Source organism: Xanthomonas sp. NCPPB 1128 (genome assembly GCF_001043115.1).
In the GTDB taxonomy this organism is placed as follows: domain Bacteria; phylum Pseudomonadota; class Gammaproteobacteria; order Xanthomonadales; family Xanthomonadaceae; genus Xanthomonas_A.
In genome coordinates this window covers 431481-450996 of record NZ_LFME01000001.1, presented here as the reverse complement: position 1 = coordinate 450996, position 19516 = coordinate 431481, and the positions used below count along the sequence as shown (strand labels likewise).

11 protein-coding genes are annotated in these 19516 nt (G+C 68.2%); all 11 read left to right on the top strand.

Features of this window, described 5'->3' with window-relative positions; translation table 11 throughout:
* Positions 1 to 135: 135 nt before the first annotated feature.
* The 11 genes from ACP93_RS01775 to ACP93_RS01725 all read left to right on the top strand — a co-directional run bounded on the left by ACP93_RS01775 (position 136) and on the right by ACP93_RS01725 (position 19431).
* Positions 136 to 2784, top strand: coding sequence for a methyl-accepting chemotaxis protein (locus ACP93_RS01775; RefSeq protein ID WP_048489117.1), 2649 nt, complete (start codon positions 136 to 138; stop codon positions 2782 to 2784).
* A 238-nt stretch (positions 2785 to 3022) separates the two neighbouring features.
* On the top strand, positions 3023 to 3784 hold the full coding sequence (locus ACP93_RS01770; protein ID WP_048489116.1) for a transporter: 762 nt from the start codon (positions 3023 to 3025) through the stop codon (positions 3782 to 3784).
* A 13-nt stretch (positions 3785 to 3797) separates the two neighbouring features.
* A complete protein-coding gene (locus tag ACP93_RS01765) occupies positions 3798 to 6176 on the top strand; it encodes a methyl-accepting chemotaxis protein (RefSeq protein WP_048489115.1) in 2379 nt (792 codons plus the stop codon).
* A 249-nt stretch (positions 6177 to 6425) separates the two neighbouring features.
* A complete protein-coding gene (locus ACP93_RS01760) occupies positions 6426 to 8675 on the top strand; it encodes a methyl-accepting chemotaxis protein (RefSeq protein WP_048489114.1) in 2250 nt (749 codons plus the stop codon).
* A 331-nt stretch (positions 8676 to 9006) separates the two neighbouring features.
* Entirely contained in the window at positions 9007 to 11265 is a 2259-nt protein-coding gene (locus tag ACP93_RS01755; RefSeq protein ID WP_048489113.1) for a methyl-accepting chemotaxis protein, read from the top strand.
* A gap of 667 nt (positions 11266 to 11932) precedes the next feature.
* On the top strand, positions 11933 to 14425 hold the full coding sequence (locus ACP93_RS01750) for a methyl-accepting chemotaxis protein (RefSeq protein WP_048489112.1): 2493 nt from the start codon (positions 11933 to 11935) through the stop codon (positions 14423 to 14425).
* 320 nt (positions 14426 to 14745) lie between these two features.
* Positions 14746 to 15201: a hypothetical protein gene (locus ACP93_RS01745; protein ID WP_228135928.1), complete on the top strand. Its 456-nt coding sequence runs from the start codon at positions 14746 to 14748 to the stop codon at positions 15199 to 15201.
* On the top strand, positions 15198 to 17405 hold the full coding sequence (locus ACP93_RS01740) for a methyl-accepting chemotaxis protein (RefSeq protein WP_048489111.1): 2208 nt from the start codon (positions 15198 to 15200) through the stop codon (positions 17403 to 17405). Before ACP93_RS01745 ends, ACP93_RS01740 begins: the two co-directional genes overlap by 4 nt.
* Before the next feature lie 61 nt (positions 17406 to 17466).
* Entirely contained in the window at positions 17467 to 18249 is a 783-nt protein-coding gene (locus ACP93_RS01735) for a flagellar brake protein (RefSeq protein WP_048489110.1), read from the top strand.
* Positions 18250 to 18373: 124 nt separating this feature from the next.
* On the top strand, positions 18374 to 18868 hold the full coding sequence (locus ACP93_RS01730) for a chemotaxis protein CheW (protein WP_048489109.1): 495 nt from the start codon (positions 18374 to 18376) through the stop codon (positions 18866 to 18868).
* 200 nt (positions 18869 to 19068) lie between these two features.
* Positions 19069 to 19431 carry a hypothetical protein gene (locus ACP93_RS01725; RefSeq protein ID WP_017910574.1) on the top strand — a complete coding sequence of 121 codons (363 nt, stop codon included), beginning with the start codon at positions 19069 to 19071 and terminating at the stop codon, positions 19429 to 19431.
* The last annotated feature ends 85 nt before the right edge of the window (positions 19432 to 19516 follow it).

Below are 19516 nucleotides of genomic sequence, written 5' to 3'. Positions count from 1 at the left end.
ACCGGCTACATTTCTGGGACGCTGTGCCGATAACCGCCCTATCGCGCATGCTCCCTGCCTGGCTTGTCTGAACGCAAGACGCTTTCCGAGGCGATGACGCGCGATCTCTCCATTCCTCCCATCGAGACGACCGCGATGTCCACCACGCCCTCCATACGCACAAGCAGTGTCGCCACCCGCCTGATGCTGGGTGTGGCCGCGATCGCCCTGCTGTGTTTTGGCATCACCGCCGCCATCATCTACGCCCGCAGCAGTTCCGCCCTGCTCGCCTCCGCCAAGGTCGGCATGACCGACACCGCGCGCCTGGAATCGGAGCGTATCGGCAACACCATCGGTGCATCCGCCGTCTCCAACCAGGTGCTGGCCAATGCCCTGCTCGCCCAGCGCGGCCAGGACAAGGCGCGCGAGCTGTTCAGCGAGAGCCTGCGCCGCGAGCTGCAGCAGCATCCGGACTGGACCGGCATGGGCACGCTGTGGGAACCGCAGGCACTGGACGGCAAGGACGCGGACTACGCCAACAGCGCCGGCCACGACGCCAGCGGCCGCTACATGGTGTACTGGTCCTGGCAGAACGGAAAGCTCGTGCGCGATCCGCTGCGCGACTACGACGTGGCCGGCGCCGGCGACTGGTATCTGAATCCACGCAAGCTGCTGCGGCCCACTGTCGCCGAACCCTACGATTACGAGATCGCCGGGCAGAAGGTGCTGATGACCACGGTCAGCACGCCGATCCTGGAAGACGGCAAGTTCCTGGGCGTGGTCACCACCGACTTCGGCCTGGCCGCGCTGCAGCAGCGCGTCGCCAAGCTGCGTCCGCTCGGCGCAGGCCGCGTGCGCCTGCTGTCGCCCGGCGGCGCCATCGTCGCCGACCGCGATCCCGCGCTGGTCGGCAAGAAGCTGCAGGATCCGGCCACCCGCGCCTTGCTGGCCGACATCGCCCAGGGCAAGACCGTCGGCCGCGACAGCGTCGATCCGCAGACCGGCGCCACCGATGTGGAAGTGTACGTACCGCTGCAGATCGGCCAGGCCCAGGAGCGCTTCGCGCTGGGCGTGGCGGTGCCGAAGGCGGTGCTGATGGCGCAGGCACGCAACCTGCTGTGGACCATCGTGGCGGTCGGCCTGTGCGCCGCGCTGCTGCTCAGCGGCGGCCTCTACCTGCTGCTGCGGCGGCTGGTGGTCAAGCCCTTGGCCAGTGCGGTGGAGGTGTCCGGCGCGGTCGCCGCCGGCCGCCTGGACAGCCGCATCCAGTACGCGCGCAACGACGAACTGGGGCAGTTGCTGGGATCGCTGCAGCGCATGCAGCAGCAACTGCGCGCGGTGCTCGACGCGCAGAAGGAGATGGCCGAGCGACACGATGCCGGCCAGATCAGCTACCGCATGGACGCAAGCGCCTTCCCCGGCGACTACGGGCGCATGGTCCACGACAGCAACGCACTGGCCGCCTCGCACATCGCGGTCAAGCTGCGCCTGGCGCAGATCATGGGCCGCTACGCGATCGGCGACCTGTCCGAGGACATGGACCGCCTGCCCGGCGAAAAGGCCGTGCTGACCGAGACGATGGATACGGTCAAGCGCAACCTGACCGCGATGAACAGCGAGATCAAGCACCTGGCCGGCGCCGCCGCGGCCGGCGACTTCAGCGTGCGCGGCGACGCCGCGCGCTTCCAGTACGACTTCCGCCTGATGGTCGAGAGCCTCAACCAGTTGATGGCCACCGCCGACGGCAATCTGCAGGCGCTGTCCACGCTGTTGAAGGCCATCGCCGCTGGCGACCTCACCGCGCGCATGCACGGCGACTTCCAGGGCGTCTTCGCCACCATGCGTGACGACGCCAATGCCACCGCCGAGCAGTTGGCCGCGATCGTCACGCGCATCCAGACCGCCGCGATCAGCATCAATGGCGCCGCGGCCGAGATCGCCGCCGGCAACGACGACCTGTCGCGCCGCACCGAGCAGCAAGCCGCCAGCCTGGAGGAAACCGCCGCCTCGATGGAGGAGCTGACCTCCACGGTGAAGCAGAACGCCGAGCACGCGCGCCAGGCCAATCAGCTGGCCGCGGGCGCCGCCTCGGTCGCCTCGCAGGGCGGCGCGCTGGCCAGCCAGGTCTCGGAAAAGATGCAGGGCATCGAGGCCTCGTCGCGGAAGATCGCCGACATCATCAGTGTCATCGACGGCATCGCGTTCCAGACCAACATCCTGGCACTCAACGCGGCGGTGGAAGCGGCACGGGCCGGCGAACAGGGCCGCGGTTTCGCGGTGGTCGCCAGCGAAGTGCGCACCCTCGCCCAGCGTTCGTCGAATGCGGCCAAGGAGATCAAGACCCTGATCGACGACTCGGTCGAGCGCGTCGCCGAGGGTTCGACCCTGGTCGAACAGGCCGGCAGCACCATGCAGGAGATCGTCGCCTCGGTGCAGCGCGTCACCAACATCATGGGCGAGATTTCGGCCGCCTCGCAGGAGCAGTCCGCCGGCATCGAGCAGGTCAACCAGACCATCACCCAGATGGACGAGGCCACCCAGCAGAACGCCGCGCTGGTCGAGGAAGCCACCGCCGCGGCGCGTTCGATGGAAGACCAGGCCGGCCACCTCAACCAGGCGGTGGCACTGTTCAAGCTCGAGACCAGCGCCGGGGTGGCGATCGCTCCGCCGGCGCCTGCGCGCCGCGCTGCGTCGCCCAGGCCGGCCGCCACGGCGGCCACGCCACGACGGCCCGCGGCGGCGCCGTTGCGGGCGGTCCCGCGCGCGACCGCGCCGGCGGACGACGGGCAGTGGCAGGAGTTCTGATGCCCGCCGCGACCGGTCAGCACCGCGAGCGCCGTGCGCGCTTCGCGGTCCGGCGGCCTGGCCCCATCCACAGGGGCGGCAGAGCGCTTAGCGCGTCACGTTCGTAAAGAAACGGCATTCAGGGTCGATATAGAAAGCGGAACTGCCATGCCACGGGCACCGCAACGCGCGTACCCCGGCGCCGGCCGCACTGCGTCCGGTCCCACGGTTCCGACCGAACCGCCAATGGGAGCCGCACATGAAGCTACGCGTCATCGCCAGTTGTCTGACCTTGTGCGGCCTCGCCGGCCTGGCGCACGCCGAGGTCGAACCGATCGCCACCGATCGCCCGGATTTCGTCGAGTCCAGCCTCACTGTCGGCGACCGGCGTCTGCAGGTGGAAACCAGCGTGGCCTGGGAACGCGATGGCGATGTCGATGGCTACGCCACGCCCACCCTGTTTCGCTACGGCATCGGCCCGACCTGGGAGCTGCGCGTGGAGACCGACGGCTGGCAGACCGTCGACGTTCCGGTCGGCGACGACGTCTCCGGCTTCTCCGACCTTTCGCTCGGGCTGAAGCATCACCTGGCCAGCGAAATCGGCGGCGCGTCGCTGGCCTGGCTGCTGCACGTCGACCTGCCCAGCGGCGCGCGCGACGTGCGCGGCAGCGGCGCACGCCCCTCGTTCCGCCTGGTGGCCGAATGGGAGCTCAGCGACAGCCTCTCGCTGGGGATGATGCCCGGCGTGATCCGCGACGAAGGCGACGGCGGGCATCGCTACACCGCCGGCATCTTCGGCGTGGTGCTGGGCAAGGCCTGGACCGACCGCAGCCGCTCGTTCGTGGAGCTGGCGCTGCCGCAGATCGCGCATGCCGACGACGGCGGCACCGTCGCCCTGCTCGACGTCGGCTCGGCCTGGCTGCTCAGCCAGGACGTGCAGCTGGACGTGGTGTACAGCCGCGGCCTCAACGACCGTTCGCCGGACCACGCGCTCGGCGCGGGCCTGTCCTTCCGTTTCTGATCGGGCCACACCGATGAAAATCATGCATATGCTCGGCGTCCTGGTGCTGGTGGCGGTGCTCGCCCTGCTCGCACTCGGCGGGGTCGGCTACAGCGCGCAGCAAGGGCTGTTGCGCTCGGTCGCCGCACAGGTCACGTCCTCGGACGCGCTGCGCAACCACATGCAGGCGGACATGATGCACGACGCCCTGCGCGGCGACGTCACCGCCGCACTCCTGGCGGCGGCGCGGCAGGATGCGGACGGGGTCAAGGCGGCGCGCGCCGCCCTGGGCGAACACGCCGGCGAGTTCCGCAAGGCGCTGGACGACAACCAGAAGCTGCCGCTGGACAGCAACCTGCGCGCGCAACTGGATGCGGCGGGACCGGCGCTGCAGCGCTACATCGCCGCCGCCGACAAGGTGGTGACGCTGGCCGAGACCCAGGGCGACAGCAGCGCCGCCTATGCCGATTTCACTGCGCAGTTCGCGCAGCTGGAAACCGAGATGGACGCGATCAGCGACAGCATCCTGGCTCTGAACGAGCAGAGCCGCAAAGCGGCGGAACAGCAAAGCCAGCGGGCCACCTGGCAACAGGCCGGCGCGGTGCTGGTCGCCGTGCTGTGCCTGGCCGCTGCCGCGGCCTGGATCCTGCGCTCGGTGGCGCAATTGCTCGGCGGCGAGCCGCGGGTGGCGATGGACGCCGCCCAGCACATCGCCGAAGGCCGCCTGGACCAGCCGATCCCGGTCGCGGCCAGGCACGGGCGCAGCCTGATGGCGGCGCTGGCGCGGATGCAGCGCGAGTTGCGCGAGCGTATCGAACGCGAGCGCAGCGTCGCCGCCGAGAACCTGCGCATCCGCACCGCGTTGGACAACGCGTCCACCGGCATGTACATCGCCGATCCCGACCTGACCATCATCTACGCCAATACCGCGCTGCAGACCCTGCTGCAGACCCACGCCGAGGACATCCGCGCCTGCGCGCCGGCGTTCGACCGTAGCGCGCCGCTGCTGGGCCAGTCCGTGGCGCTGCTGGAAGTGGGCAACTCGCAGGACGCGGAGATCTACCAGCGCCTGGACCGCCAGGGCGCGGCGCAGCGCGAGGTGCGCTACCGCGAGGTCTGCATCGCCCAGGAGATTTCCGCCATCCGCAACGCCGAGGGCGCACACCTGGGCTTCGTGTGCGAATGGCGCGATCGCACCGCCGAGACCCGGGTGGAAGCGGAAGTGGCCGCCGTGGTGCGCAGCGCCGCCGCCGGCGACCTGTCGCAACGCATCGACCGCACCGGCAAGCAGGGCTTCTTCCTGATGCTGGCGCAACAACTCAACGGCCTGCTCGATGCCAACGCGACCAGCATCGCCGAAGTCTCGCGCTTGCTCAGCGCGCTGGCCGACGGCGACCTCGGCGCACGCATGCACGGCGAGTTCCACGGCATCTTCGCCACCATGCGCGACGACGCCAACGGCACCGCCGAGCGTCTGGCCGACATCGTCGGCCGCATCCAGCGTGCCGCCGGCGACATCCACAGCGCCGCCACCGAGATCGCCCAGGGCAACAGCGACCTGTCGCAGCGCACCGAGCAGCAGGCTGCCAGCCTGGAGGAAACCGCGGCCTCGATGGAGGAGCTGACCGCCACGGTCAAGCAGAACGCCGAGCATGCGCGCCAGGCCAACCAGCTCGCCGCTGGCGCCGCCACGGTCGCCTCGCAAGGCGGCGCGGTGGTCGGTCAGGTGGTCGACACCATGAGCGGGATCGAGACCGCATCGAAGAAGATCGGCGACATCATCAGCGTCATCGATGGCATCGCTTTCCAGACCAACATCCTGGCCTTGAACGCCGCCGTCGAAGCCGCGCGTGCCGGCGAACAGGGCCGCGGTTTCGCCGTTGTGGCCAGCGAGGTGCGCGTGCTGGCGCAACGCTCGGCCAACGCCGCCAAGGAGATCAAGGGCCTGATCGACGACTCGGTCGGCCGTGTCGCCACCGGCGCGGAGCTGGTGCAGCGCGCCGGCCAGACCATGCAGGAGATCGTGGCCTCGGTGGGCCGCGTCACCGACATCATGGGCGAAATCTCCGCGGCTTCGCAGGAGCAGTCCGCCGGCATCGAGCAGGTCAATCGCACGGTGACGCAGATGGACGAGAGCACCCAGCAGAACGCCGCGCTGGTCGAGGAAGCCACCGCCGCCGCACGGTCGATGGAGGACCAGGCGGCGCAACTGAGCGACGCAGTGGCGATATTCCGATTGGAACAGCACACCGCGCGTGCCGCAGCTCCGGCATCGGTGTCCGTCGCATCGGCCGCGCCGGGGCAGACGGCGGCGACCGCGACGGCAGCGCCGCGCGCCACGCACGCGTCCCAGCCGAATGCGCAAGCCATCGCCGACGCGATCGGCACGCAGTGGCAACCGCTGACCGCTTGAGGAACAACGTAAGGAACTGAATAAGACAGCGTCGGGAATCCCCTTACGACCAACGCGCTATCGAGTAAGTCATCGTCACGCCGATATCACATTCGAGCGACGGCGGACATGTTGTACAGCGGGACATTGGTTTTCCTTTCTTCCCTTTTTTGACCGCCACGCCCACCACTCCGGTCGCGCAAACGCCACCGGAGCCTGCAGGGACAAGGACCTGGACGTCCCAGGGACACCGTCAACGAAGAGGTCGACATGAATTCCTTTCTGCAACGCTACAACGTCGGACGCCGGCTCGGCGGCGCCTTCGGTCTGCTGATCCTGCTGTCCTGCGGCCTGGTCGTCATCGGCCTGCTGTCCATGGCACGCACGCGCACCGAGTTGGACAACATCGTCAAGGTGAACGTCGAAAAGAGCCGCATCAGCAACGGCATGCTGGATGCCAACGCCAGCATCCTGATCGCGCTGGGCACACTGGCGATGGAGACACGCGAAGAACTCAACGATCAGGCACAGGCGGAAATCAAGGCCAAGCGCCAGCGCTACACCGAACTGCGCGACGAACTGGAGGCGTTCCCGCCGGCCAACGCCTATGCGGTGAAGCTGCGCGCCGACATCGATGCCGCGCGCACCACTGCGCGGGCCATGAACGATGAAGTGATCGCGCTGGCTGCCGCGCACCGCAATGCCGAGGCGCAGACGCTGCTGAGCGAACGCTCGCGCCCGGCCACGCTGGCCTGGCAGGCCAAGATCCGCGAGAACGTCGCCCTGCAGGAAGCGCAGATGAAGCTCGCCCATGTCAAGGCGACGCAGGCGATGGTCACTGGCCGCAACCTGCTGATCGCGGGCGGCGTGGCCGTCCTGCTGCTCAGCGCGCTGCTGTCGTGGACGATCACCCGCAGCCTGACTGGACCGCTGGGCCGCGCCACCCGCGCCGCCGAAGCGATCGCCGGCGGCCGTCTGGACAACGACGTCGCCACCGACGCGCACGACGAACCCGGCCGCTTGCTGCTGGCGATGGACGCGATGCAACGCCAGCTGCAGCGCTTCTCCGGCGAAACCGCGTTGATGATCGAGCTGCATGCCGACAAGGACATCAGCCACCGCATGCCGCAGGACTTCCCCGGCGTGTATGGCGAGCTGAGCAAGGGCATCAACACCATGATGTTCGAGCACCTGGACGCTATCGTCGATGCCATCGGCGTGCTCAACGAATACGCCAATGGCGACCTGCGCCGCGACGCGCGCCGCCTGCCCGGCAGCCGCGCCGTGCTACACGAATCGATGGACGCGGCCAAGGCCAGCCTGCTGGCGATCAACACCGAGATCAAGCGCTTGGCCGCCGCCGCCGCGGCCGGCGACTTCAGCGCCCGCGGCGATGCGGCGCACTTCCAGCACGATTTCCGGCTGATGGTGCAGGACCTCAACGCGATGATGGAGGTCAGCGACCACAACCTGGGCAAGCTGTCCGCGCTGCTGCAATCCATTGCCGCGGGCGACCTGACCGCGCGCATGGACGGCGAGTTCCATGGCGTGTTCGCGACCATGCGCGACGACGCCAATGCCACTGCCGACCAGCTGACCGGCATCGTCGGCCGCATCCAGACCGCGGCGGTCAGCATCAATGCCGCCGCCACCGAGATCGCCGCCGGCAACGACGACCTGTCGCGCCGTACCGAACAGCAGGCCGCCAGCCTGGAAGAAACGGCTGCGTCGATGGAAGAGCTGACTTCCACGGTCAAACAGAACGCCGAACATGCGCGCCAGGCCAATCAGCTCGCCAGCGGCGCGGCGGCAGTCGCCTCACAGGGCGGCAGTGTGGTCGGCCAGGTGGTGCAGACCATGAGCGGCATCGAAGCGGCATCGAAGAAGATCGCCGACATCATCGGCGTCATCGACGGCATCGCCTTCCAGACCAACATTCTCGCCTTGAATGCCGCGGTGGAAGCGGCACGTGCCGGCGACCAGGGCCGTGGCTTCGCCGTGGTCGCCAGCGAAGTGCGCACCCTCGCCCAGCGCTCGGCCGGTGCCGCCAAGGAGATCAAGGGCCTGATCGACGATTCGGTCACGCGCGTGGCCGAAGGCTCGGTCCTGGTCGACCAGGCCGGCAAGACCATGAGCGAGATCGTGAGCTCGGTGCAGCGGGTCACCGACATCATGGGCGAGATCTCCGCCGCCTCGCAGGAGCAGTCCGCCGGCATCGAGCAGGTCAATCAGACCGTGACGCAGATGGACGAGACCACCCAGCAGAATGCCGCGCTGGTGGAAGAAGCCACTGCCGCCGCACGTTCGATGGAAGAGCAGGCTGGCCAACTCACCAGCACGGTGGCGTTGTTCAAGATCGACAGCGCTGGCGTCGCTGCCGCCGGCGTGCGTGCGGCATCGTCACCGGCGCCCGCGGTTGCGACCAAGGCAACGCGTGCCGCCAAGACGTCGCCGCGTCCACTGCAACAGCCGGCCAAGCGCGTCGCCGTGGCAGGCGGCGGGGACTGGCAGGAGTTCTGAGCGTTCGGTCGGTCGTCGGGTTGCCAGTCTGACGACCGGCCTGGCGCCATGCGGGATGTTTCGACCTGCGCGCGCCGCCGATAAGAAAGGCGCAGGCTGAGCAACTTCACAGCAGTGGATGTCGGAACAACGTCGGATTTCCTCCATTCCGTCAGTCGCGATGTAGCCGGCAGACAGCTTCCTAACCGACCGCCAACAATTCGGTGAGAAACGCTCAACTTCTCACCGACACGCCGATACCGAGGGTGCGGCAAGGCACCGCCACGACGCGTCGCAACTGCTGACTTCCAGCGCTGACGACCCGACTTCCCCTCTGTCCCAAAGGTCGGTTATGAACGCACTTCTGCAACGCTATAACGTCGGTCGGCGCCTGGGTGTGGCGTTCGGCATCCTCATCCTGCTGTCGGGCCTGCTGGTCGCCATGGGGCTGATGACCATGGCCAGGGCGCATCGCGAGCTGGACAATATCGTCAACGGCAACATGGAAAAGGTGCGGCTCTCCAACGAGATGCTGGACGCCAATACCAATGTGCAGGTCGGCCTGCTCTCCATCAGCATCGTCGATGGCGACGCGGCCAACCAGAAGATGTTGGACATCGTGCACAGCAATCGGGTCCGCTTCAAGGCCGCGCACGACGCCCTGTCGGCCATGTCGGCAAGCCCGGCCGAACGCGACGCCATGGCCTTGATCGACGCGCAACGGGCACAGTCGGTCCATCTCAACGATGAGATTCTGGCACTCGGCGAAAAGGATCAGAATGCGCAGGCACAAGCCTTGTTGTTGGGCGACGGCGCGGTGGCCATGGCCAGGCAGCAGGCGGCGATCCGCGCCAATGCCGATCTGCAGCGACGCCTGAGCAGGGAGGCCTATGCCGCCTCCTCGGCGGCGATGGCGCGCGGTCGCATCGTCCTGATCTCCGGTGGCCTCGCCGTCCTGCTGGTCAGCAGCTTGCTGGCATTGACCATCACCCGCAGCCTGACCGGCCCGCTGGGCCGCGCCACCCGCGCCGCCGAGGCCATCGCCGACGGACGCCTGGACAACGACGTGACCACCGACGCGCGCGACGAACCCGGTCGCCTGCTGGTGGCGATGGATCGGATGCAGACACAGTTGCGGCGCTTCTCCAGCGAAACCGCATTGATGATCGAGCTGCATGCGGACAAGGACATCAGCCACCGCATGCCGCAGGACTTCCCTGGCGTGTACGGCGAACTGAGCCAGGGCATCAACACCATGATGTTCGAGCACCTGGACGCCATCGTCGACGCCATCGGCGTGCTCAACGAATACGCCAATGGCGACCTGCGCCGCGACGCGCGGCGCCTGCCCGGCAGCCGCGCGGTGCTGCACGAATCGATGGACGCGGCCAAGGCCAGCCTGCTGGCGATCAACACCGAGATCAAGCGCCTGGCCGCCGCGGCCGCGGCCGGCGACTTCAGCGCCCGCGGCGATGCGGCGCACTTCCAGCACGACTTCCGGCTGATGGTGCAGGACCTCAATGCCATGATGGACGTCAGCGACCGCAACCTGGGCAAGCTGTCCGCCCTGCTGCAGTCCATCGCCGCGGGCGACCTGACCGCGCGCATGGATGGCGAGTTCCACGGGGTATTCGCGCGGATGCGCGACGACGCCAATGCCACGGCCGACCAGTTGACCGGCATCGTCGGCCGCATCCAGACCGCGGCGGTCAGCATCAATGCCGCCGCCACCGAGATCGCCGCCGGCAACGACGATCTATCGCGCCGTACCGAACAGCAGGCCGCCAGCCTCGAAGAAACCGCAGCCTCGATGGAGGAACTGACCTCCACGGTCAAGCAGAACGCCGAACACGCTCGCCAGGCCAACCAGCTGGCGGTGGGCGCAGCCTCCGTGGCATCGCAAGGGGGCGCGGTGGTCGGCCAAGTGGTGGAGACCATGAGCGGCATCGAGGCCTCGTCGAAGAAGATCGCCGACATCATCGGCGTCATCGACGGCATCGCCTTCCAGACCAACATCCTGGCGCTCAATGCGGCGGTGGAAGCGGCGCGGGCCGGCGAACAGGGCCGCGGCTTCGCCGTGGTCGCCAGCGAAGTGCGCACGCTGGCCCAGCGCTCGGCCAATGCAGCAAAGGAGATCAAGACGCTGATCGACGACTCGGTCGGTCGCGTCGCCACCGGCTCGGCCCTGGTCGATCAGGCAGGCCGCACCATGCAGGAGATCGTCGCATCGGTGCAGCGGGTCACCGACATCATGGGCGAGATCTCGGCGGCCTCGCAGGAACAGTCCGCCGGCATCGAACAGGTCAACCAGACCGTCACCCAGATGGACGAGACCACCCAGCAGAACGCTGCCCTGGTGGAGGAAGCCACCGCGGCGGCGCGCGCGATGGAGGAACAGGCGGTGCAACTGAGCGATGCAGTCGCGTTGTTCAAGATCGACCGGCTGTCCGCTATCGCGCGCCCTGCGCCTGCCCGCACGGCCTCTGCCACGCGGACGGCCACGCCGGCGATCAAGACCGCGGCGAAGGCCAACACCGGCCCGCAAGCGCCGACCGTACGTCGTGCGACCGTGGTCGCGGCAAGCAATGGCGACACGTGGCAGGAGTTCTGACGTGACGGTCGCCGGCCGCCTGGTCGGCTCCGCCGCGACAGTGCACAGGCAGCCGATCGACGAGGCGATCGGCCGCCGCCTCGCACGACCTCGTGGCTTACGCAGAGGTCGTCCTGGTTCTGCCCAGTGTGTCGTCGCAACGGCATGTGGCCTAGCGCTTCATTCCCCCACGGTCCTCAGCCCCCGCCCGCGCCAGAACGCGTGCAGCACCCACGATCCCGTCATCGTGGTCCTCGGTAACACGACGCCCCGCTCAGATGCGCCCGATCACCCAGCCAGCCAACGCCGCAAGCCGATGTGGGCCCGCAGACCCATGTGCCCGACGCCCTACCCAGCGGACATGACGCCCGCAGGACATGGCACGCGAAAAAGTTCACGCAGGCTGCATCCGGGCCGCACCTGCCGGCGTATCTCCCGCCTGATGCGTTCCTCTGCCGCGGGCCGCACAGCGTAGGTGGCGGCTTAACGTGGTCATGCTTACAGATTCAACCTTTGTCTACGACGGCCGCTAAAGATATGCCCGATCCGGTCGAGCGCCGCCGATTCCATCGCTGCGCGCATCCGGACGGACGAAGCTCGACGACCGCCCGTTTGCATCTTGCAGTCCCATGGCGTGGATCCCTGTGGATCGTGTGCCTCCTTTCGCTCTTGCTCAGAGACCCGCGCAATGACGTCGCATCCCGCGAACCACGCCGCTCCGCCCGCCTCCGAACGCCGCTCCCGTTTGCGGATCTGGCATGACCTTCCCATTGCGCGCAAGCTCAGCCTGATCGGCGTGCTGGCCCTCGTCGGGCTGGCCATTCCCCTGCTGCTGTACACCCGCACGCTCAACGACGGGGTGGAAGTCAGCCGTGCCGAACTGCGCAGCTACGCGCCGCTGCGCGAGATGCTCACGTTGCTGGCGGCCTTGCAGGAAGAGCAGGTCGGCAGAGGCGCCGACGTGGCGCAGGCACGCGAAACGGCCGACCGGGCGCTGCGCGAGCTGCAGCGCATCGTGCCGGCCCTGCCAGGCTTCGAGCGCAGCACGGCGGCGCTGGCGCAGTTGCAGCAAACCCTGCAGAACAAGCGCAACGACGCCGCAGCGGTCGCCGAACAGGCCAACGACGCGCTGGACGCCCTGCGCGACGACAGCCAACTGGTCTATACGCCCTACGTGGAAAGCTACCACCTGGTGATCAGCAGCCTGATTTACGCCCCGGTCACCAGCGAGACACTGACGCGCCTGGATGCGATGCACGATCCGTCCCATGCTGGTGCCGAAACGCCGGTGATACGCGCGCAGATCGCCGAATTGGCGCGCGATCACGCGCGCCTGCGGCATGAGCTGAAGAAGGCATTGGGCCTGCTCGAGCAGCCGGATCCGGCCCTGGCGCGCGCCGCTGCCACCGAAATGGCCGTGGCCGATCGCGCCCTGCCGCAGTTGGCACAGGTCCTGGACAGCGGCAGTGCCGATGCCGATCAGCGCTGGAACGCCGCGCTGCACGGCTGGGACGAGGCCTTGCACGGCCTCAGCGCCACCGCGCTGCAGGCGTTGCAACGTCAGTCGCAACGGCATCTGGACGCGTCGCTGCAGGCGATGTGGACCGCGGTTGCCGGACTCAGCGTGCTGACGCTGCTGATTGCGACGATATGCGCGCACACCCTGGTCACCCTGACCCGCAACGTGCGCCGTGCCGCCGGCGTTGCCGCCGACATCGCCGAGGGCCGCCTGGACGCCCGCATCGTGGTGCCCAGCCGCGACGAGAGCGGACGGCTGCTGGCCGACATGCAACGCATGCAGCAACAGCTGCGCGAGGTGCTGGCCGCACAGACCGAGATGGCGCGGCGCCACGATGTGGGCCAGACCAGCTACCGCATGGACGAAAGCACCTTCCCCGGCGACTACGGGCGCATGGTCCGCGACAGCAATGCCCTGGCCGCCGCACACATCGCCGTGACCGAGCGCCTGGCGCAGATCATGGGCCGCTACGCCATCGGCGACCTGTCCGAGGACATGGACCGCCTGCCCGGCGAAAAAGCCCGCCTCACCGAGACGATGGACACGGTCAAGCACAACCTGACCGCGATGAACACCGAGATCAAGCACCTGGCCGGCGCCGCCGCCGCGGGCGACTTCAGCGTGCGCGGCGATGCCGAACGCTTCCAGCACGACTTCCGCCTGATGGTCGACAGCCTCAACCAGCTGATGGCCACCGCCGACGGCAACCTGCAGGCGCTGTCGTCGCTGCTGCAGTCGATCGCCGCCGGCGACCTGACCGCGCGCATGCACGGCGACTTCCAGGGCGTGTTCGCGACCATGCGCGACGACGCCAACGCCACCACCGAACAACTGGCCGCCATCGTCGCGCGCATCCAGACCGCGGCGGTCAGCATCAATGGCGCCGCGGCCGAGATCGCCACCGGCAACGACGACCTGTCGCGCCGCACCGAGCAGCAGGCCGCCAGCCTGGAAGAAACCGCCGCCTCGATGGAAGAGTTGACGTCGACCGTCAGGCAGAACGCCGAACGCGCGCGCCAGGCCAATCAGTTGGCCGCAGGCGCGGCCTCGGTGGCCTCGCAAGGCGGCGCGGTGGTCGGCCAGGTGGTGCAGACCATGAGCGGCATCGAGGCGTCCTCGAAGAAGATCGGCGACATCATCTCGGTGATCGACGGCATTGCCTTCCAGACCAACATCCTGGCGTTGAACGCCGCGGTGGAAGCGGCGCGGGCCGGCGAACAGGGCCGCGGTTTCGCCGTGGTCGCCAGCGAAGTGCGCACGCTGGCCCAGCGCTCGGCCAACGCCGCCAAGGAGATCAAGAGCCTGATCGACGACTCGGTCGGCCGTGTCGCCGAAGGCTCGGCCCTGGTCGACCAGGCCGGCAAGACCATGCAGGAGATCGTGGCCTCGGTACAGCACGTCACCGACATCATGGGCGAGATCGCCGTCGCCTCGCAGGAACAATCCTCCGGCATCGAGCAGGTCAATCGCACCGTGACCCAGATGGACGAGAGCACCCAGCAGAACGCCGCGCTGGTCGAGGAAGCCACCGCGGCGGCACGTTCGATGGAGGAACAGGCCGGGCAGTTGCGCCAGGCGGTGGCGGTGTTCAAGGTAGAGGCGGCCGCGGCGCGCGTGCCGACGGCGCCGTCCTCGCGCAGACCGGCACACGCAGTCGCCTGAGCCTGCGCGCGCAGGTCGCGCGACTGCCCGGTCCGACCAAGGCACCAGACCCGCCGTCCCGATGCCGCGACGACACCCCGAGACAGCGATCGGCCGCGTCAGTCACGCGGCCGATCGCGCTTCTGGGCCTGCGCGTCGGTTTCTGCCCAAGCACACCGAAACGGTATCGTTACCAAATTGTGAAACGTGATGAACGCGACCTTAAGGAACAATAGACGCTGTCGATAACGTGAACAGCCGGTAAGTGCCGGTGCAGCCCTCGTCGGTGCTCCATGCAGGCACGTCCCACCGAACTCGATCGATCGCGACACGTCCGGCGCTTGCCGCTGGGCCTGTTGCTGCTGGCGATATGGAGCATCTGGGCGGGCGCCCAACTGGTGGCGCTCGCTGCCCCGCCCCCGGCCGACAGCGCCGACGCCATCCGTGCGCGCCTGCTGGCGTTCGCGCCCACCGCCGCCAGCGCCGGCCAGGCCGTCGTGTTTCGCCTGCGCGTGGCCGGCTGCGGGTGCGCCGCACCGGCAGCGGCGCCGCTGCCGGGCATTCGCAGCGTCGACCTGCGCGACCGTCCGGCGCCGCCGGCCCTGCCCTACGCGCTGATCGTCTTCGATGCGCAGGCCCGCCTCATCTATGCCGGCCCGGCGCAGCTGAGCGGATGCGGCACCTCCATCGCCGCCGCCGCGCTGATCCCGCGACTGCTCGCCAGCGACGACGCGGCGCCGTTGATCTCTCCCGCCCAGTGCGGATGTCCCACCGACTCCAAGGAATCCCTCGCATGAGCGCGTCGCCTCACCAAGGCAGTTTTCTCATCGGCAACGAGCGCTACGTCTACCTGCAGAAACTGGCGGCACAGGCCGACCGCCTGTTCGTGACGGTGGCCGTCCTGGCCACCGTCGCCAGCCTGGCCGCCGCCTGGCATCAGGGCACGTGGACGTTGTGGCTGACGGTCAGCCTGCCGACCTTGGCGGTCATCGCCCTGCAGGTGAAGCTGTATCCGGGCAGCCTGCTCAGCCGCTGCACCGTGGCGCTAGGCCTGATGGTGCTGGCGGCCGCCCTTATCCAGCAGGCCGGCGGCATGATCGAGGTGCACTTCGGGGTGATCCTGCTGATCGCGTTGCTGCTGTACTACCGCGACTGGCGCCCGATCATGGTCGCCGCCGCGGCGATCGCCGTGCATCACGTGCTGTTCTTCTGGCTGCAGCATCGCGGCCTGCCGGTGCGCGTTTTCACCGCCGACGCCGGGCTCGGCATCCTCGCGATCCATGCCCTGTACGTGGCGGTGGAAGCGGCGATCCTGGTGCCGATGGCGGTGCAGATGCGCCGGCAACTACTGGACGTGGGCCACGATCCGCACGACCTGGCGCAGGCCGCACGCGCCATCGCCCAGCAGCAGCCGCTGCCGGCTGCGATCCGTGCGCTCGAGCTGCCACAAGGTTCCATCGCCCACACCCTGGTCGCAGCCAACGCGCAACTGCTGAGCAGCCGCGAGCAGGACAGCGAGGCCCAGCGCGAGAACCTGCGTATCCGCAGTGCGCTGGACGACGTCACCACCAACGTGATGATCGCCGACGCCGAGCGCCGCATCGTCTACGTCAACCGTCCGCTGCTGCAGATGCTCAGCGACGTGCAGGAGGACCTGCGCCGCGACCTGCCGCAGTTCGATGCCAGCGACCTGCTGGGCAAGACCATCGACGTGTTCCATCGCCATCCCGAGCACCAGGCGCGCATGCTCGCCGAGCTCAAGGGCACCCATCGCGCGCAGATCCGCGTCGGCGGCCACACCATGCGCCTGATCGTCAACCCGGTCACCGACGCCGCCGGCAACCGCCTGGGCTTCGTGGTGGAATGGGCCGACCGCACCGACGAGGTGGCGGTGGAAGAGGAGATCGCCGGCATCGTGCGCGGCGCGGTCGCCGGCGACCTCGGCGGGCGCATCCGCCTGGACGGCAAGCACGGCTTCCTGCTGCAACTGGGCGAACAGATCAATGCCATGCTCGCCGCCGGCGCGTCCGGCCTGGCCCATATCCAGCAGATGCTGCGCGCGCTGGCCGAAGGCGACCTGTCGCGGCGCATCGACGCCGACCTGCAGGGCGTGTACGCGAACATGAAGGACGATGCCAACGCCACCGCCGAGCAGTTGTCGGCGATCGTGCGGCAGATCCAGGGCGCCTCCGATGCGATCAATACCGCGGCCGGCGAGATCGCCGCCGGCAACGACGACCTGTCGCGCCGCACCGAACAACAGGCCGCCAGCCTGGAAGAGACCGCGGCCTCGATGGAGGAGCTGACCTCCACCGTGAAGCAGAATGCCGAGCATGCGCACCAGGCCAACCAGCTGGCGGTCGGCGCGGCGGCGGTCGCCTCGCAGGGCGGCAGCGTGGTCGGCCAGGTGGTCACCACCATGAGCGGCATCGCGGCGTCCTCGAAGAAGATCGCCGACATCATCAGTGTCATCGACGGCATCGCCTTCCAGACCAACATCCTGGCCTTGAATGCGGCGGTGGAAGCGGCGCGGGCCGGCGAACAGGGCCGCGGCTTCGCCGTCGTGGCCAGCGAGGTACGCACCCTCGCCCAGCGCTCCTCGACCGCCGCCAAGGAGATCAAGGACCTGATCGACGACTCGGTCGGCCGCGTCGCCCAGGGCTCGGCCCTGGTCGAACAGGCCGGCACCACCATGCAGGAGATCGTGGCCTCGGTGCAGCGGGTGACCGACATCATGCGCGAGATCTCCTCGGCCTCGCAGGAGCAGTCGGCCGGCATCGAGCAGGTCAACCAGACCGTCACCCAGATGGACGAGGCCACCCAGCAGAATGCCGCCCTGGTCGAGGAAGCCAGCGCCAACGCACGTTCGATGGAACACGAGGCGGGCGAACTGGCACGGGCCGTGGCATCCTTCACCCTGGAGCGTCGCCCGCCGTCGGGCGCCTCCGCCAGCGGCGGCAACGTCCATCCGGTCTACAAAAAAGCCCAGCTCAGCCGATAGCATGCGTGGGGCGGCCCGATGCGGTGCCGCCCCACCCACTTTCCCGTACGCACTGTCCACCATGGCCGAAGGCACTCCCAGCGACTCCCCCGTCCCGTCTTCGCCGGAAGAAGAGGTGGAGGACGACCGTTTCCTGCTGACCAAGCCACGACAGATCCGCCAGTTGCTGCAGTCGCTGATCCAGCAGCGTTCGCAGGTCAGCGCGCATGTGGGCGGCCGCGACCAGGCCTTCTCCACCGCGCTGCTGGAGCTGGCCGAGGACAGCGTGCTGCTGGACCTGAGTGTCAACGAGGCTTCCAACCGCGCCGCCGAACAGGCCGAGTACCTGCTGTGCTTCGCGCAACTGGACAAGGTCCGGGTGCGTTTCCGCATCGAACGCCCCGAACGCAGCGAACACGACGGCCAGGCAGGCTTCCGCGCACCGTTACCGGAATCGCTGTACTACCTGCAGCGGCGCGAGCATTTCCGCCTGGAGACCCCGATCACCGACTCGCCGCTGTGCGTGCTGCGCATCGACGACGACGCCGGCCAGGTCGAACTGAAGCTGCGCGTGCTGGACATCAGCGGCGGCGGGCTGGCGGTGGCGCTGGTGCACGGCCAGCCATTGCCGAAGCTGCAGGAGAGCTACCCCAACTGCGTGCTGCAGTTGCCCGACGCCGATGCCATCCGGTTGACCCTGCAGGTCTGCAACATGTACGTCTCCAAGCTCGCCAACGGCCAGGACACGCTGCGGGTCGGCATGCGCTTCCTGGACATGCCGCGCGGCGCCGATGCGGCGATCCAGCGCTACGTGTTCCGCATCGAACGCCAGCGCAGCGCCCGCAAGAGCGGCGTGCTGTCCTGAACGCCGCAAGCGGCCAGACCAATCGGCGCACTAAAGTTCGGCGGCCCCGCGCCGATCTAGCATCAGAGTCGCGCTTTCCCACTTCCGCCACCACCCGCAATCCCGTGCGCACCAGGAGCACACGATGAACGACAAGACCACCTCCACCTCCGGCGCCACCGGCGGCGAATTCCTCAGCTTCACCCTCGGCGAAGAGCACTACGGCGTGGATATCCTCAAGGTGCAGGAAATCCGCGGCTACGACTCGGTCACCCGGGTTCCCGACGCTCCCGAGTACATCAAGGGCGTGATCAACCTGCGCGGCACCATCGTGCCGGTGATCGACCTGCGCCTGAAGCTGCGCCTGAAGGAAGCGCGCTACGACGCCTTCACCGTGATGATCGTGCTCAACGTCGAAGACCGCGTGGTCGGCATCGTCGTGGACAGCGTCTCCGACGTGATCCCGTTGAACGAAGAGCAGATCCGCCCGACCCCCGAGTTCGGCGCCGCGGTGGATACCCGCTTCATCTCCGGCATCGGCACCCAGGACGACAAGATGCTGATCCTGCTGGACATCGAGACCCTGCTGGACAGCGCCGAGTTCGGCCAGCAGCACGCCCAAGTCGACGAAGCCGCCTGACCTCGCGGCCGCGGCGGCGGCCGCCCGGCGTAGACGAACCCGCCTCACGGCGGGTTTTTTATTTGAAATGCGAACTGTTTATCACTTGCACGAATCAAGTTCGCCGATTTCTTGCCGATAGCTGAAGAGTGGCTGGCATCACACAGCCCTCACTTCATCCCCCGTCCTCAAGGAGTCGTTCCATGAAACCGAGCTTTCCCATGCTGCTGGTCCTGCTGCTCGCCGCCAGCCCCAGCACCTTCGCCCAGTCCCAGCAGATGATCCCGCCGGAGATGGCCACCCGTTTCGTCGGCAAGGACGGCATGGTCTGCGGCAAGGTCGAGAAAGCCAAGTACGCGCAGAATTCCGAAGGCGAGCCGACCTTCCTGTACATGGGCGGCATGTTCCCGCGCCACACCTTCTCCGCCCGCATCGCCGGTGCCGACCGCAGCAAGTTCGGCTTCGCGCCGGAAACGCTGGAAGGTAAGGACGTGTGCGTGATCGGCAAGATCGAGCGCGACAGCTCGCGCGCCGAAATCCAGGTCAGCGCGCCGTCCAGCCTGAAGCTGGCCACCATCAAGTAAGCCATTGCGCCGCCGTGCTGGACCCGTGCACACGGTCCGGCGCGGCGGCGTTTGCTTTTTTGTCCCTTGTCGCCCCCTCCGAATT

Bases quoted from the DNA above. Each gene is read 5' to 3' on its own strand.
- ACP93_RS01725 (WP_017910574.1), top strand. From the start codon at position 19,069: ATGCTGCTGGTCCTGCTGCTCGCCGCCAGCCCCAGCACCTTCGCCCAG.
- ACP93_RS01760 (WP_048489114.1), top strand. From the start codon at position 6,426: ATGAATTCCTTTCTGCAACGCTACAACGTCGGACGCCGGCTCGGCGGC.
- ACP93_RS01740 (WP_048489111.1), top strand. From the start codon at position 15,198: ATGAGCGCGTCGCCTCACCAAGGCAGTTTTCTCATCGGCAACGAGCGC.
- ACP93_RS01735 (WP_048489110.1), top strand. From the start codon at position 17,467: ATGGCCGAAGGCACTCCCAGCGACTCCCCCGTCCCGTCTTCGCCGGAA.
- ACP93_RS01750 (WP_048489112.1), top strand. From the start codon at position 11,933: ATGACGTCGCATCCCGCGAACCACGCCGCTCCGCCCGCCTCCGAACGC.
- ACP93_RS01765 (WP_048489115.1), top strand. From the start codon at position 3,798: ATGAAAATCATGCATATGCTCGGCGTCCTGGTGCTGGTGGCGGTGCTC.
- ACP93_RS01755 (WP_048489113.1), top strand. From the start codon at position 9,007: ATGAACGCACTTCTGCAACGCTATAACGTCGGTCGGCGCCTGGGTGTG.
- ACP93_RS01730 (WP_048489109.1), top strand. From the start codon at position 18,374: ATGAACGACAAGACCACCTCCACCTCCGGCGCCACCGGCGGCGAATTC.
- ACP93_RS01770 (WP_048489116.1), top strand. From the start codon at position 3,023: ATGAAGCTACGCGTCATCGCCAGTTGTCTGACCTTGTGCGGCCTCGCC.
- ACP93_RS01775 (WP_048489117.1), top strand. From the start codon at position 136: ATGTCCACCACGCCCTCCATACGCACAAGCAGTGTCGCCACCCGCCTG.